The sequence below is a fragment of the Rhodococcus spongiicola genome, from assembly GCF_004011835.1.
Classification (GTDB): Bacteria; Actinomycetota; Actinomycetes; order Mycobacteriales; family Mycobacteriaceae; genus Prescottella; species Prescottella spongiicola.
Genome location: NZ_RKLN01000001.1, coordinates 396,125 through 410,603, shown reverse-complemented (window position 1 = coordinate 410,603; position 14,479 = coordinate 396,125). Strand labels below are relative to the sequence as shown.

The following is a 14,479-nucleotide window of genomic DNA, read 5'->3' as shown; positions in this document are numbered from 1 at the left end:
GCGGCGGTGGATGTTGCGATCATCGGCGCGAACGGGTTTCGTCTCGACGTCGCTGGGAAGAATGCCGGCCGCCAGGGTGTGATCCTGGCGGCTGGTCAGGTCCAGGGCATCTATGGGGCACCGATCTCGTCGGAGTGGAAGCGGGCGGCCCGTGAGCGCGGCGGCCGGTTCAAAGACCGCACCTTCCCGTGGCGGGACATCACCCTCGGGTTCCACCTGTTCGGTGACGAGGGCCCGATGGACATCGCACGGCTCGATTCACTGCTCGACCAGATGATCACCGACGCCCCGGACAAGTACGACCCGGACGAGCAGCTGGCGCGAATCGTGGTCAAGTCAAAGCGGGACACCCGGCGGCTGTTCATCCAGCGGCAAGCCGACACCGACCTCGATCCCGAGTTCGACCCGACCCTCGACGATGAGCAGTACCTGAACCCGATCTACCGGGTGCGGTCGGGGCAGCCGTTCTGGGAGGGCCGCAAGAAGGTCACCGTCTTCACGAGCGAGGACAGCTCGGCGTCCGGGTACATCGAGGTATCCAACCCGACACCGATCGAGATGTGGCAGTCGTGGGTACTCACCCGGGCGGAGTGGACGATCCCCGATCCGTCGTGGATCGGCCCGAAGGGCAAACGGGTGCCGGGCGGCGAGTTCGGCGACCGGGTCGTGGAGCTGCTGCCGATCGCCGACGCCCATGCCGGTGCCCGCATCAACTACGACCCGATGCGGCTGATGCTCGAATCCTGGGCCGGCGTGAACCTGCTCGGCGAGAACGGCGGACGAGACTACTTCATGCACAAGATCCCGCCCTACACACCCCCGACGAGGCTGCCGATCTCCTACAAGAACTCCCCCTCTGGGGGTGCCCGTGCGGAGCTGCATCAGCCGCGCTTGTGGCCGAAACCGTGGGGAGGTGAGCTGCTGTGACCGCAGTCGATTTCGGGTTGTCGCTCGAGGAGCAGTGCGCGGCGATCTGGGAGTCGACCGAGGCGCAGCACGCCGAGTTGGAGCGGCTACGCCGCACTCCTCCGCTGGTTCGGTTGTGGTCGGGAGCCGACGCCGACCTGGTGCACATCGTCGAATGCGAGGACGAGGCGTCGTGGGACGACGTCGACAACGACACCGGCGTCGGCACCCTGCGCATCGACTTCGACATGCCGCAAGCCCAGTGGCTCAACGACATGCACGGGCGCATCGAGCGTGGCGAAGCAATGAACGTCCTCGTCTCCGTCGACTACATGGGGGTGCGCTGGTCGGGGCTGCTCGAAGAGGTCGACGTGCAGACCGACGACCTCGGTGACTCGACGCTGGTGGCGACGTTCCTCAGCGATTTCGAGCAGCTGAAGACGAAGCTGCTGTGGTCGACACCGTCGTTCGGTCCCGCGTTTCAGCCGGTCAAGGTGTTCGGTCTGGCGGGTCCAGCGCCCTGGGTGGTGCTGACGGCGCTGCACATCAACCTGTGGCGCGAGAACGGCCGCCAGTTCAACCTGCCCGACGACCCTCTGGCGATGTCGTCATGGTGGGAAAGCGACGCGATGTCCGACTGGACCGTCGTCGTCAAACCCGGCAGCTTCTGGGAGTGGTTGGCCGCGGGCGTGCCGTGGGCGATCCTCACCTCGAGATTCAAATACTGGCACGAGGCCGCGCAGGGCATCCTCGCTGACGCCGAGCTGTCGCTGCAGTGGCGGCGCTGGTTCGAAGGCGATCCGGAACCCTGGCCGGGTGCGCAGCTGAGGCACGGCGCACTCGTGGTGTGGGTCGAGGACAAGTCCGGCGTCGAGGCCGGCACCTCGAACGGCGGCACGATCTTCGACGGGCTGATCCGCACGATCCGCTCATACACCGACGACTTCCTCGAGCACACTGACGACGATGGCCCGGCCATGCCGACGGTCGACGCCTACCGCACACCCGGTGACCGCCGCACCGATCCACGAGTGCCCTACGTGTACTACCCGCCCGACAGCCCGGGCGTGCTCTCCTCGTCCTTCAAGCAGCGGCCGGCGCGGGCGGTGCAGCTGGTGACCGGCGGACACTCCATGCCAGGTATCAACGAAACCATCTCGGCGGTCATCCAGGCCACGGGCGACATCATCGGAAACCTACTGCTCGTCGGATCGGTCGGAGGGTCGATCGACACCCTCCTCGCCCCGTTCTACGAAGACACCATTTTGGCGTGGCATGCCGTCCCGCTCCTCGAACGAGCCAAAGCCAGTGGAGATTTCCGGTACTTCGAACACTTCATCGCCTCGAGCGGCAAGGCATACACGTTGGACACGTTGTCGGTGCTACGCGCCGGCGCACACGAGACCCGCACCGTGTTCTCCGGGGCGCTGGAGATCACCGACGCCGCTCCCTACGTGATCGGCGCACCCGGTATCGGGCACTTCGGGAAAGGCGATCGGGTCGTCACCCAGATCCCCGGCGACATCACCGGGCGGCTTCACGTCGAGCGGGTATCGAAGACAACCCTGTCGTGGGGCGTGGACCGGGCAGTGGATATCGGCATCACCCTCGGCGGTGAAGCGCTGCAACAGGACCCGTGGGTCCGTCTGATGGCAGACATCGACAAGGGCAAATCCGACCTGAAGGAACTGGGGGTGATGTCGTGAGACCCGAGGACATCCCGACACGGGAGAGCTGCGACCTCTCCGATCCCGAGGAGATGTTCTGGTGGATGTTCGTGTCGATGCCCAAGCTCAAGGGCGCGCTCGCGATGCTGCCGCTCGAGTACTACCGGCTCGTGTCGAAGCGCCTGCACGACCTCGGCGCTCGCCTCCAGTGCGACAGCTGCGGGCACGCGGCCGAGCCGACGCTGAAGCTGCGGCTCCCGCAAACCGAGGAGCACTGGATTACCGGTCTCGGTCGCTGGGTGCCGATCGACGAACCTGATCCGCCGCACGCGGACGCGAAAGACGTGGTGCGGAAGCTACCGCCCCATCTGCGTAAGGAACTGAACGAAGCCCTCGACGCAATCAAGGCCGACGAACGTAAGACCAGCGAGGAGGGCTGATGAGCTTCCGAACCGTCTACGGCAACGACCGTTCAGAGAACGGCTGGCGGATGTGCAACCGCGACGAGTGTGTCGTCGCCAATCCGGTGCCCCACTCGAACACCGCACCAGTGCGGGCCGGGGATGCTGCGACCATCCTCAACGCCTGGCTGATCTGGTATCACCGCAACGTCGAACCGATCTCGTCCCCGGTGTGGGGATGGTCGAACACCAACGACGTCCCCACCTCCAACCACTTGAGCGGTACCGCGCTCGATATCAACGCCCCGCAATACCCGTGGGGTCGTCGTGTCATGCCGGCCGCTCGGATCGCCAAGGTCCGCGAAGGCTTGCGGCTGTTCGAGGGCTCGATCTTCTGGGGTGCCGACTGGTCGTACCCCGACGAGATGCACTACCAGATCGGCTGGCGTGAAGGTGATCCCAGGATCGCCGCGTTCGCCGCGAAGTTGAACGACAACCACCTCGGGATCTACGGGCCCGCGCCCGCTCCCGCACCGAATCCAGGAGGATCCGTGACCCCCGAGCAGTACCAGGAGATCAACCGCAAGCTCGACCTGATCCTCGACCAGCTCGGCCCGTGGCCGCAGCTCGGACAGAACTCCGAGGGCCAGGACCTAACCCTCGTCGATGCCGTCGCAGAGATCCGGAAGGACGTGAAGTAGATGAACACGAATCTGATTGGTGAGATCCTGCGGGCGAAGCTGGCCGAACAGCCGCTCGTCAAGCGATATGCGAACACGGTGACGACCGCTCTCGCCGCGGTCGTGGCGGTCCTGTGGACTGTGCTGTCGGTCGGCATCGACGTCCCGTCCGGTGCCGCGCAGGGCGTCATGGTGCTGATCTCGCTCGGCGCTGTGGTCGGTGTGAAGTTCACGCCAAACGGTGTGACCGACAAGCAGATCGACGAGCTGGAGAAGTACGCGCGCGATCGCGAGGGCTGACATGGTGCCCGACATCATCCAAGCACTCGGTGTGGCGATCGCTGGTGTGCTTGCCGCCTGGAACGCCCGGCAAGCCAAGCAGATCGCGGAACTGCGCACCGACATGGAGCGGCTGCAACGGTCGGAACTCGAGTCTCGCCGTCTCCTCCGAAGCGCCGTCCGCAACATCCGGGATTGGCTGCGGTGGGATGCGGCAGGGCGAGTCGGCGCACCACCGGCCATCCCGGACGATCTGCGAGACGAGGTGTGACCGGTGACCTCACCTGCTGGGGAAACTCCTGACGGGATGCTCGTCGGGTTCGGCGGCATCGAAGATTGGGCGACGAAGTCGGAAGACGAGTACAAGGACGAGATCTCGGGGGGCGTTCTCGGCGGTTTCGACAAGGTCAAGGATGCCGGTAACGGTTTCCGGGACGGGCAACTCGGCCTGAACGAACGCACCGACCTGCTCTCCCCGCTGCTGGACTACGGCAGCGCGTACATGGACACAGACAGAGGACTCACCCAGGTAGGTCCGTGCGATTTCTCCAACCAGATCGGGCCTATGCAGGGCTGCCATCTGTTGTTCGGGCGCATCGTCCTCGAAGACCAGGGTTTGTGGGATATCCGCTGCCAACTCTGGTTCGACTGGACCCTTGTGGGCAGCGCGGCGGAGTGGGAAATCAGGATCCTCAGACCGAACGGCACCGTGTTCTCGCGGATGAAGGCGAAACTCTCCGAAAACTCGGCGACATCGAGCACCAACATCTGCTCCGTGGTGGTCCCCGCGGCCGACTATCAGGTCCAGGCGTACGTCACCACCCTCGCCGTCGGACGAGGGATCCTCGGCGGCCCCGACCGGAGCCGACTGACCGTGCAACACATCTCCCGCGACACAGAGACCGGCGACACAGGAGAGGGTGATTCGGGTGACTAGCGTTGCCGCGCACTTCGTTCTGCCGAACGGCACCGACCTATCCAGCGGCACAATCACGTTCACGCCCACCGAGCTGCGACGTGCCGGCACGGACGACATCCTCACACCGGAGCCGATCGAGGTGACGGTCTCGTCCGATGGTGTGGCGGACTCTCCCGACCTGGTCCCGGGCGGCTACACCGTGCGGGTCGAGTCGGGCTGGTTCACCGAGGTCTACACGATCGTCGTCCCCGACTCCGACGAGTCGGTCGACCTGATGGATCTGATCGAGCAATTCGCGGAGGTGCCGGACCCGCTGGTGTCGAAGGCGTGGGCGGCCGCGACGTCGGCCGAGTCCAGCGCGGGTCGCGCCGAGGATGCGGCGAACCGCGCCGAGACGCGCGTCGATGACGCGATCGCGGACGGCGCCGAAGCGGTGCGGCAAGAGGTAAAGGCCGATGCCGATCGAGCCTTCGAGTCCGCGGGCGCCGCCGAGCAGAGCGCCATACAGGCGGCGCAGACACTGGCAAACAAGGCCGACCTCGACGGCGACGGCAAGATCCCGCAGTCGCAGATCCCGGCCGTCGCCGTGACCGATCACCTCGGGGCGGTCGCCTCACAATCGGCGATGCTGTCCCTGACAGGGCAGCGCGGCGACTGGTGCATCCGCACCGACACCGGCACCATGTGGGTCCTCGCCGCCGACAACGCATCCCAGATCACCTCCTGGGTCGAGTGGGTGTATCCCACCAGCCCGGTGCAGACGGTCGCCGGCAGAACGGGCGCGGTCACGCTATCCGTCGACGACGTGTCCGGCGCGGCCTCGGAGGGCTATGTGAACACCCAGGTCGCCGGCCGTGTCCCGACGACCTCCACAGGCAGCAGGCTCTACGGCACCAACAGCAGCGGCCAGAACTCACCGATCGAGTTCTCCTCACAGCCCAGACAGGGCACCATCCCGTACCGCGCCACCGGTGGGGTCATCACAGTGGGAGACCCAGACCCAGACAACCCCGAGCACGCCACCAACGTGAAATTTGTGAAGGAACGGATCCAGCTGGTGGACTCGCTACCGGCATCGCCGGAAGACGATGTCCTCTATCTGATCCCCAAGGGCTGAGACGGAGGCACCTATGCCGATGCAGTACGGCTCCACTGAGGTCGGGCAGGTGTTCTTCGGAGCCACCGAGATCGAAGAGGTGTGGGTCCACGACGCCTCCCTCGGCTGGGTCGATCTGTCGCCAGGTGGTCGCATCACCGCGCAGGGGCTGCTCAAGGATGGCACGCAACAGCTCGGAAGCGAGACCTGGCAGAAGGTGCTCGGCTGGAGACTCGACCCCGCCTTCCCGGACACCGACCCGACCTCACCCAGCACCAGCGGGTTGGTGATCCCCGGGCACGCTTCGTTCATGGTGACCGGTATCGCGACCACCACGAACTCCAACGTCACGGAGTCGAACCGCGATGCCCGCATCGTCGACGGCGCGTCCGCTGAAGCCTTCACCCTGCAGGGATTGGTCAGGCGGGAGGGCGCCACGACGGAGGTGGCTGCCATCATCCCGGGCGGTACCGATCAGCGAATCGCGATGCAGGCATACATCTCGAGCAGCCTTTCGAGTAGTCGGGTGCTCGCCGCCGACATGACCAAGCTTTCGTATCGGCTCGGCTCCTACTACGAGTCGCAGGAAGATGTCGAAGTCACAACCAGCGGCGATGCGCCAGTGAACGTCGCCCCGATCAACTCGCTGGCGCAGTGGCCGACGGCAGCGGGATCAGGGATTCTCCTGCCCGCGGGCACCTACCAGGTCACCTGGGGGGTGTTGTGGCCGTTCCAATCCCGTGGCCGGTTCCCGGTCGGGGCGAACGAAAACGAGGTCTACCTCCACTACATCGGTGACAGCGACTACGGGATCTCCACGCAGACAGTCTCGGTCCCCTCCGAGACCTACGTCCTACCCACGCTGCGTGCGGACACCTTCCCTATGCGAGTCCAGGCGGGAGAGATGTTTTTGCTCATCTCGAAGCTGGCCTAGACACGAACAACGCCCCCACCCTTCTCCGGGTGGGGGCGTTTCGTCGTCTCAAGGAAACCGATCAGCCAGCCACTGCGTCACAACAGACATGGACCCGATCGAAGCCGCCGCGATCCGCGACGAAGGCTACAACCCAGACGACCCACGGGTACGCGAGGCAATCGACCTCGTGCGCTGGGAACTGGCGATGCACCGCTACTACGACGACGCCCCGCCGTAAACCAGCTACGGCGGGGCGATCGGATGCCGCGGATGGGGCAGCAGCTATTCGACCGTGCCGGGCCTGGGCCACCCTGCCCGCCAGCACGCCTCAGCGAACCCGTCAGAGGCGACATTCCAGCTAGTTGTGGACCCAGTCGCGGTACGCGCGAGCGAATCACCGGCTGTCGCTAAATCCTCGCCGCCCTTCTGCGCCCACTCGTTCACTTCGCGAGCGAGTTCGATTCGGGCGCCCTGATCCTCTGATGAGATGTTGCCGATGCCGTTCGCGAAGTCTTCGCAGGCCAAGAACTGCACATCCGTCATTCCGTTTGCCTTCGCGGCCTCTTCGATCTTGTCGCGCTGGGTCTCGCCGCATGCAGTGACGAGTAGGGCGGTGGATGCAAGGGCAATTGCTGCGATTGTCCGTTTCATAGCGGCATCAAACCACGCGGCTGGTCTGCTTGTGCGGTACGCCACGCACAACAACGCCCCGCCGTAAGTCAACTACGGCGGGGCGTTCGCATGGCCCGCTTCCCTCAGGCCACCGCGCAACCATAACACCACACTCGAACGTGTGTGCGAATATGGGTGGGTGCCGAGGTATGAGCGCGCACCGAAAACGTGCCCGGCCGGCCATCGGCTCGGACCTGGCCGCGTCATCGTCGGCTGGATGGCCTGCGGATGTACCGACGCCGGTGGACACCGCACCTACGAATGCAGGGCCTGCGGGGTGATCCTGTATCGGCCACCTCACGCTGGACCGCTCGACTTCGGGGAACGCTGGCGGCGAAGCTAGTGCGACACAACGACCTCGAGCTGAGGCGGGGGAGCTTGCGTCGTGCTATCCCAGGCTGTCGAGCAAGGACTCGAGCGAATCCAGGAACTCGGGCAAGGACTCGAGCGATCCCAGGGATCCGGTGGACGGTTCGGTGATCGCGATCACCGACACGGTGCCGTCGCGACTGTTCGTGACGTATGCCTGGGTGCCGTCGGGCGTGATTGCCAGGTATGCCGGGCGGTTGCCGACGTCGATGGTGTCGGTGACGGTGTTGGTGGTGGTGTCGATCACCGACACCGAGCCCTCCTCGTCGAGGGTGACGTAGGCGCGGGTGCCGTCGGGAGTGATCGCCACCCCGCGTGACCAATCTCCGACCGGGACTGTGGCGGTGACGGTGTTGGTGGTGGTGTCGATCACCGACACCACCGGGTCCTCGCTAGTGACGTAGGCGCGGGTGCCGTCGGGGGTGATCGCCACCAAGGTTGCGCCGACGTCGATGGTGTCGGTGACGGTGTTGGTGGTGGTGTCGATCACCGACACTGAGGTTCCTGTGACGTAGGCACGGGTGCCGTCCGGGGTGATCGCCACGTCGTACGGATATTGGGGGACGTCGATGGTGTCGGTGACGGTGTTGGTGGCGGTATCGATCACGGACACCTTGCCGTCGTGCTGCTCCCCCTCGTCGCCGAAGAAGTCTAGGTGGGTGACGTAGGCGCGGGTGCCGTCGGGGGTGATCGCCACCCCGATTGTGGTCTCGACACCGTCGACACTGTCGATGGTGTCGATGACGGTGTTGGTGGCGGTGTCGATCACCGAAACCGTGCCGTTACCGCCGTTGGTGACGTATGCGCGGGTGCCGTCCGGGGTGAACGCGACGTCGGCCAGCAGTCCGCCGACCTGGATCGAGGTGGTGACCGTGTTCGTTGAGGTGTCGATCACCGGCGCGATGCCGTCGACACTGTCGGCGACGTAGGCCCAGTTGCCGTCCGGAGTGATTGCCACCCCATACGGCTGTGTCGTTCCGAGCGGGATCGTGTCGGTGACAGTGTCAGCCTGGGCGGCCGGGCCGGCCGCGAGCATCAGCCCGGCCGCCAGGGCAGCGACGAGTCCCGCCTCGCGCCGTCGCCTGGTGCGAGTCCTCGAGCCCGGGTCACCTCCGCGGCCAGCCGGAACAAAGGTGTTGTGTGACATCGTGACTAGGCTCCTTCGGCCAATGAGGAAGTGCGGATGAGGCACAGGCATCTCTACGGGCGCAGTACGCGCAGGGCACCGAAAGGTCGAGAACGAACCGTCGTCCCCCGCGGGTGAGGACTATACGGGACGAATCGGACACCCGTCCGAGTCGGCAGAACCGCCGCACCTGCGGGGTGATCCTGTACCGGCCACCACACACTGGGCCGCTCGACTTCGGGGAACGCTGGCGGCGCAAGTAGTGCCGCACCGCATGATCGCAACCGCGGCATCGCTAGGTCACGCCCTGAAGGGACACTCCGCGCGCGACGCAGCCAGTTCAGCGGAGCGTTCGGTAGTGATGTTTAGCGAGGCTTCTGTCGTGATGAACGCTAAACGCCTCAGCACGATCGTTGTTGTGGGCAGGGCACGTCCGTCCCACCAAAGCATCAAGGGCCTCGGAGAGTGCGGGGTGTGACGGTCTCGCGAAGCTGACGATAATGCCGGTTCGATCAACGCTTACGTAGCCGTGTTCGAAGAGAGCATCGCAACCAAGAGCGCAGGCAAGCATTCCAACCTTCCGGAAGGCCTGCCGCTCCGCATCAGTGCATAGCGCTCGGGGCTTGATGTGCGCCGCTACAAGCAAGTTCCCTGGCAGAGATCGATCGCAAAGCCCGCAGCACCCGTCGCTCTTGTCTTCAAACAGCTCCGCGCGGAACCTGGCTTGCTCGAGTCTCCGGGTAGCTGAAACCCGTGCGTCGGTGGTGGCTGGCTCCTCGGTCCCTGGGTCGTGCTTGCCGGCGCCAGCATCCGGGATGTAGTTGAGCTCAATCATTCCGAGGAGTCGCGCAGCTTCGTCGGGCTTGAGGCGTGAGAGATACTTCCCCCGGGCTACTCGGCCAACCCTATTGAGGGGTCCTGGCGCGCCGTGGGGCAGGAGCTCGGCAACCCGCTCGCGGTGGATTTCGAGCCCTGTCACGATCGGATCGACGGCAACAAGGTACCCGTCGTTGCGGTCATCCTCCGGCCTCGTCGGATAGCCTTTCGGGCGATCCGCGTGACACCAGGGAGCCGTGGCGACACTGACTGCACGCAAGTAGTTGTTGCTGTAGTGGAAGACGATATCGCCGGGTTGAATCTCCAAGATCGGGCGACGAGCTTCCTTCAGCTTTCCTTTGTTATTGCGGGCCGTCCACAAGGATCCCTGCTCGATCGCCTCTTCATGGTTCGTCGTCTGGGTGGCCCACCAAAATGCCACTAGAGCCTTCCCTTCTTGTCGCATCGACACCCCGCAAGCACGCCACTCGCTTCAACGTACCGGGCGTGCTTTCGCTGCGAGGGCATTCGCGGGGTGTCGCATGCGCCGTCCTGCTACAGCGCTGCGGCCTTCGCGACCCACGCGCGAACTGTGTTGCCGGACGCTCCGATCCGACGCCCAGCTTCGCGCTGCGAAACACCGGATGCGACGAGTGCGAGGGTCTCTGCAATCTGCGCATCGGTGTACTTCACGGCGCGCGGTTTCGGCTGCGCAACACGAGGTTGCGCATCGTCGCGGCCGACGAGATGCAGTTGCACCTCACGGTCGGCCTGCGCTGTAGCGTGCGCTGCAAACTGCGAAGTGTGCAGATCAGGGGTGGTCTGCGCAGCTGCGCGGTCCGCCTGCTCAGTGCGCGGCGCACTGCTCGACTGCTCAGTGCTCACTTCGCACCGGGGGTGCTCAGTGCTCGGCGCAGGCTTCGCGGGAGCGCGGTGCGAAGCCTGCGCGGGCTGCGAGGTGTGAGGTGCGAGGCCGGTCTGCGCGGTCACCTGCTTGCGCTGCGCAGGTGCGAGGTGCGACGTGTCCCGGGACTGCGCGGCGTCCCGCTGGATCTTCACCGCGAGGTGCGGTGCGGCGAGCAGACACAGCGCGGCCGCGACCGACACGGCCGCGGCTGCAACGGGAGGTAGCGGTCCGGGTGGCAGCATGGCGCTCGCGATGGCCGCGACGATCGAGACGGTGGTGGCGGCGAAGAGCAGGAACCATGCGTACCCGCGCCGGCGCATCCGCATGACCCCGACTGTCGCCACGACTGCGAGGCCGTCGACGATCAGCGGCCACGCGCGAGCCATCAGCGGGCTGTAGTTGGCCCGCTCGGCGAGGTCGGTCAGCTTCGAGTAGCTGAGCACGAATGCAAGAACGGCGATTGCGTAAGTCGTCCCGACGATCGCGACGACGTCCCAACGGATCCGGGTCACTGGTCGCCTCCGATCCGTCCGACCAGGTTGGACCGGCAGACGGGGCAGGGGGTGTCGGCGTCGATCCAGCCGTTGTCGCAGTCGGTGCACGCAGGGCGCGGTGCCGCAGCGGCCTGGAATCCCGGAACGGGCAGCGCCTTCCACGCCTCGATCCAAGCGTTCGCGAACCTTGCCGGATCGTTCGGGCGGTGCTGGGTCAGGGCATGAGCGGCGAGGGCCTGGACGCCGTGAAGGTCGATCAGGCCGTCGATGGTCGTTCGGTCATCGGCCGAGAGGCGATCGAAGCGGGCGCCGAGCCCGACGGCCCGGACGGCGGTTTCGAGTTCGCCGATCCGGCTCGTGGTTTCGGCGATCGCGCTGCCGCCCGCAGCTGCTGGCGGTTCATGATGGTTCATTGATGGTTCGGGTGTCACCGGTGCCAGGGTTGGGGTGTCACCCACGCCAGGGTTGGTGGTCACCGGTGCAAGGGTTGGAGGTCCAACCCGGTCAATCTGACAGGGTTCGGCATCCACAGGTGCACCGAACGGCATATCCGCAGGTGAAATGCTATTTCCCGGAGTCTTCGCGGTGAAGTGATCCCCAACCCGGTCAATCTGACGGGGTTCACGGCGGGGGATGATCCTGTAGAGGTTCGTCGCACGCCCGGGCGAAATGCCTTCGCGGATAATGAGTCCAGCCTCCTCGAGCTTGCGGACCGAGCGGCGGGCGGTTGACTCGCTGCAGCGGGCGCGGGCCGCAACCTTCGCGATCGACGGCCAGCAGAGACCATCGTCGTTCGCGTGGTCAGCGAGGCACAGCAGCACGAGGGTTTGGGTGGAGTCATTCACGGGGGCCTCGTCGAGAACCCAGGTCATCATTCGGACGCTCATCGGGTCACCGCCTGGGCGCCAAGGGTTTCCCACTCGTGGGCGTCGAAGAACAGGCCCGACTCGAGCTGCTGGCGGATCAAGCCACGGACGGCGGCGATCGGATCAGCGCTGGGGGAGAGGGTAGAGAGGTACGCGATCGCGTCCTCGAAACGCTGCCCCATCGGCTGTGGGCGCGTGCGCATACACGTATGCTGTTGCATGTCGAACTCCTCAGGTAGTTCGGCCACGCCCCGGGAGTGTTAGCGCACTCGCCGGGGTCTCGTTGTTTGGTTGTCGTGCCGAAGTGTAGCGCGCCGTCGGGTCGAGTTGTCACACAGTTGTCACAAGTGGGCGCGCGTCGGGGGTCGTACCGGCTCGTTGTCATCTAAGAATAGGCAGTTCAGCCGCGTGTGTGGGTGTGGGTGGGTGCAACTGGGGCGGACTTAAAATCCGCAAAGTGTGGGTTCGAGTCCCACTGGGGGCACTTAATCGCCGCAGGTCAAGAGACTATTCGCTGGGATGCCACATCGAGCAGGATGCTGTCGTCCAGTTGATCGGTTTCATCGATGTGGGTTTGGATCGGGGCGACCTCAGTGACGATGAGGTGGATACCGCCCTCGAGCTGGGCTCGACAGAATCGGCTCTTGAAAGACAGCCCATACTTCGCGGAGGAGCTGGCGAAGGTCAGGGCTGACCGAGCGACCGGAGTGTCGTTCGCGCCCAAGGGTGCCGAGGTGAGTTAGCCTCGCGAAACATCACTGGACGAAAGAGGGACCCTTTGAAGAAGTCTGTTCGCACCGCGGCATCCGCACTGCTGGCCGCCCCCCTCCTCGCCGCCGTGTTCGCGGCACCTGCCCAAGCGGCGCCCGAGGACGTCACCCTCTCGGCGACGACCGAGGGCAAGGACATGATCGTGACCATCACCAACAACAGCGAGTCGAAGATCGACTGCCGTACGTACACAAGCCCGATGATATCCGCCGTCTCGGCAGACCTGGGGCCCGTCGACGTCAGCATGGAAGTCGATCCCGGCAGCGCGGATAGTGCGAGGGTTACCGCAAAGGTACGCGGCGAACACACCATCGATTGGCTTTGTGACGCTTCCGATGGCAGCGAGTATTGGGGGACATTCCGGGGCACGGCCGAGCCCGTCGAGATCACCTTCGAAGATCGAACCTTCGGCAGCGTGAACTTGATCGTCAGCCAGCTGCTGGAATCGATCTTCGAGAGCTGACCCGAGACGACGAAGGCCCCGCCACACTGACGGGGCCTTCTCTCATCCCGGAGTCCTTCGACCCCACCGAGGCGCAGGTTCGTCGTCGGTGATGTGGACGTGGAGGTGGATGTCGACGCTCGGTTGCTGGCTGGACCCTTGGGCGTCGATGCTGTCGGCGATGCGCCGCGGACCCCGCCGTGATCTCAGTGATAGCGCCGAATGCATGCTCACGTCTCTTTGGTGTAATTTCCCCTCACGCCGGGGGGATTGCTCACGTTCTTTCGAGATGCCACCGGTCACGCCCGCATACGGAGAACGAGGGAAGGCAATTCCTTGATCAAGTCAGTACGTGCGACCGCCGCAGCAGCCTTGGCCGCTCCGCTCCTGGCCGCCGTGTTCGCCGCGCCGGCCAACGCCGCACCCGAAGACGTCACTCTCACCGCCGAGTTCCAGGGCAGCGACGTTGAAGTCAGGATCACCAACAACAGTTCGCAGGAGATCGTCTGCCTCTGGCAGGTCGCGAATGACGACCCCTCCGCGCCCGGTCCGTTCGTGTCCAGAGATCATTTAATCGACCGCGGTGGCGAGTATCGCAGCACGGCGACCTTCGACGATGGCAGCTACGAGCTCAGTTGGTCGTGCCTCGGCACCACCCGTCCTGTCGGGGAATGGGGGACGGGGAATCTCTCTCCCACCGAAACGGCCGAACCGATCCAGTTCACTACCCCGGCTAGTACCGACGGCGGCGGCACGGACGACGGCGGCATCACCGGCGACGGCTGGCACCTCCTTCCCGACTGGGTCAAACTTGTCTTCGCCGCCATCAACACTGGCAGCGGTGTCCTTAACACTGGCAGCGGCGTCCTCGGCAGTTCCTAACCGCCCCTTCCTGGCCCGGCACCATTACGGTGTCGGGCCAGAAGCGTTTTCAGGCACGCTGTTTCGTGTTGGTTCCGGTCGGCCCGGCACCTGGCACAAGCGGCGGGTTGTTCGTCAGAGATAGCTCGGCTTCCTGCTGTCAGGTGTTCGGGGTTCGCGTTCGCCGATTCCGTGGAAACCCTCGAGGTGGGCGGCCTCCGGTGTTAGCTTCGTTCACGTTGGGGCGGAGATACATTCGCGTCCTTTCGAGGTACCACCCCCGTGCACCAC

Annotated in this window: 18 protein-coding genes and 1 pseudogene; 12 read left to right on the top strand and 7 right to left on the bottom strand. The window is 65.1% G+C overall.

The genetic code is table 11. The features are described 5' to 3' along the window. The first annotated feature begins 6 nt into the window (after window positions 1-6). The 10 genes from EF834_RS01820 to EF834_RS18580 all read left to right on the top strand — a co-directional run bounded on the left by EF834_RS01820 (window position 7) and on the right by EF834_RS18580 (window position 7,102). A complete protein-coding gene (locus tag EF834_RS01820; RefSeq protein WP_127945141.1) occupies window positions 7-927 on the top strand; it encodes a hypothetical protein in 921 nt (306 codons plus the stop codon). After that, window positions 924-2,612, top strand: coding sequence for a Gp37-like protein (locus tag EF834_RS01815; RefSeq protein ID WP_127945138.1), 1,689 nt, complete (start codon window positions 924-926; stop codon window positions 2,610-2,612). The genes EF834_RS01820 and EF834_RS01815 overlap by 4 nt, the downstream gene beginning before the upstream one ends. After that, a complete protein-coding gene (locus EF834_RS01810; protein WP_127945135.1) occupies window positions 2,609-3,013 on the top strand; it encodes a phage gene 29 protein family protein in 405 nt (134 codons plus the stop codon). The genes EF834_RS01815 and EF834_RS01810 overlap by 4 nt, the downstream gene beginning before the upstream one ends. Continuing rightward, window positions 3,013-3,675: a M15 family metallopeptidase gene (locus EF834_RS01805; protein ID WP_127945131.1), complete on the top strand. Its 663-nt coding sequence runs from the start codon at window positions 3,013-3,015 to the stop codon at window positions 3,673-3,675. The genes EF834_RS01810 and EF834_RS01805 overlap by 1 nt, the downstream gene beginning before the upstream one ends. Then, window positions 3,676-3,954 carry a hypothetical protein gene (locus EF834_RS01800; RefSeq protein ID WP_127945127.1) on the top strand — a complete coding sequence of 93 codons (279 nt, stop codon included), beginning with the start codon at window positions 3,676-3,678 and terminating at the stop codon, window positions 3,952-3,954. Window position 3,955: 1 nt separating this feature from the next. Continuing rightward, the gene (locus tag EF834_RS01795; protein WP_127945124.1) at window positions 3,956-4,204 is read left to right on the top strand and encodes a hypothetical protein; all 249 of its coding nucleotides are present in this window, start codon (window positions 3,956-3,958) and stop codon (window positions 4,202-4,204) included. Window positions 4,205-4,207: 3 nt separating this feature from the next. Continuing rightward, window positions 4,208-4,870: a hypothetical protein gene (locus tag EF834_RS01790; RefSeq protein ID WP_127945121.1), complete on the top strand. Its 663-nt coding sequence runs from the start codon at window positions 4,208-4,210 to the stop codon at window positions 4,868-4,870. Beyond that, window positions 4,863-5,969: a hypothetical protein gene (locus EF834_RS01785; RefSeq protein WP_127945118.1), complete on the top strand. Its 1,107-nt coding sequence runs from the start codon at window positions 4,863-4,865 to the stop codon at window positions 5,967-5,969. Before EF834_RS01790 ends, EF834_RS01785 begins: the two co-directional genes overlap by 8 nt. Before the next feature lie 13 nt (window positions 5,970-5,982). Next, window positions 5,983-6,882, top strand: a complete 900-nt coding sequence (locus tag EF834_RS01780; protein ID WP_127945116.1) for a hypothetical protein — start codon at window positions 5,983-5,985, stop codon at window positions 6,880-6,882. Window positions 6,883-6,970: 88 nt separating this feature from the next. Then, the gene (locus tag EF834_RS18580; RefSeq protein WP_268960881.1) at window positions 6,971-7,102 is read left to right on the top strand and encodes a hypothetical protein; all 132 of its coding nucleotides are present in this window, start codon (window positions 6,971-6,973) and stop codon (window positions 7,100-7,102) included. A 44-nt stretch (window positions 7,103-7,146) separates the two neighbouring features. Here the strand turns inward: EF834_RS18580 and EF834_RS01775 are convergent, their stop codons facing one another. The 7 genes and pseudogenes from EF834_RS01775 to EF834_RS01750 all read right to left on the bottom strand — a co-directional run bounded on the left by EF834_RS01775 (window position 7,147) and on the right by EF834_RS01750 (window position 12,317). Beyond that, window positions 7,147-7,515, bottom strand: coding sequence for a hypothetical protein (locus EF834_RS01775; RefSeq protein WP_127945113.1), 369 nt, complete (start codon window positions 7,513-7,515; stop codon window positions 7,147-7,149). 409 nt (window positions 7,516-7,924) lie between these two features. Beyond that, complete coding sequence (locus EF834_RS01770) at window positions 7,925-9,052, bottom strand: YncE family protein (protein WP_127945110.1); 1,128 nt, start codon at window positions 9,050-9,052, stop codon at window positions 7,925-7,927. 319 nt (window positions 9,053-9,371) lie between these two features. Further along, entirely contained in the window at window positions 9,372-10,289 is a 918-nt protein-coding gene (locus tag EF834_RS01765) for a hypothetical protein (RefSeq protein WP_127945107.1), read from the bottom strand. 113 nt (window positions 10,290-10,402) lie between these two features. Then, window positions 10,403-11,266, bottom strand: a complete 864-nt coding sequence (locus EF834_RS01760) for a DUF2637 domain-containing protein (RefSeq protein WP_235870953.1) — start codon at window positions 11,264-11,266, stop codon at window positions 10,403-10,405. Next, window positions 11,263-11,724, bottom strand: coding sequence for a hypothetical protein (locus tag EF834_RS18410; protein ID WP_235870952.1), 462 nt, complete (start codon window positions 11,722-11,724; stop codon window positions 11,263-11,265). The genes EF834_RS01760 and EF834_RS18410 overlap by 4 nt, the downstream gene beginning before the upstream one ends. A gap of 219 nt (window positions 11,725-11,943) precedes the next feature. Continuing rightward, window positions 11,944-12,120 (bottom strand): annotated as a pseudogene (locus EF834_RS18700) (helix-turn-helix domain-containing protein); the annotation flags it as partial. An 11-nt stretch (window positions 12,121-12,131) separates the two neighbouring features. Further along, window positions 12,132-12,317 (bottom strand): hypothetical protein, encoded by a 186-nt coding sequence (locus EF834_RS01750; RefSeq protein ID WP_127945101.1) that lies wholly within the window; start codon window positions 12,315-12,317, stop codon window positions 12,132-12,134. Between the two features lie 575 nt (window positions 12,318-12,892). Here EF834_RS01750 and EF834_RS01745 point away from each other — a divergent pair. Both EF834_RS01745 and EF834_RS01740 read left to right on the top strand, forming a co-directional pair. Next, window positions 12,893-13,348 carry a hypothetical protein gene (locus EF834_RS01745; RefSeq protein WP_127945098.1) on the top strand — a complete coding sequence of 152 codons (456 nt, stop codon included), beginning with the start codon at window positions 12,893-12,895 and terminating at the stop codon, window positions 13,346-13,348. Window positions 13,349-13,663: 315 nt separating this feature from the next. Beyond that, window positions 13,664-14,209 carry a hypothetical protein gene (locus EF834_RS01740; RefSeq protein WP_127945095.1) on the top strand — a complete coding sequence of 182 codons (546 nt, stop codon included), beginning with the start codon at window positions 13,664-13,666 and terminating at the stop codon, window positions 14,207-14,209. Window positions 14,210-14,479: the final 270 nt, after the last annotated feature.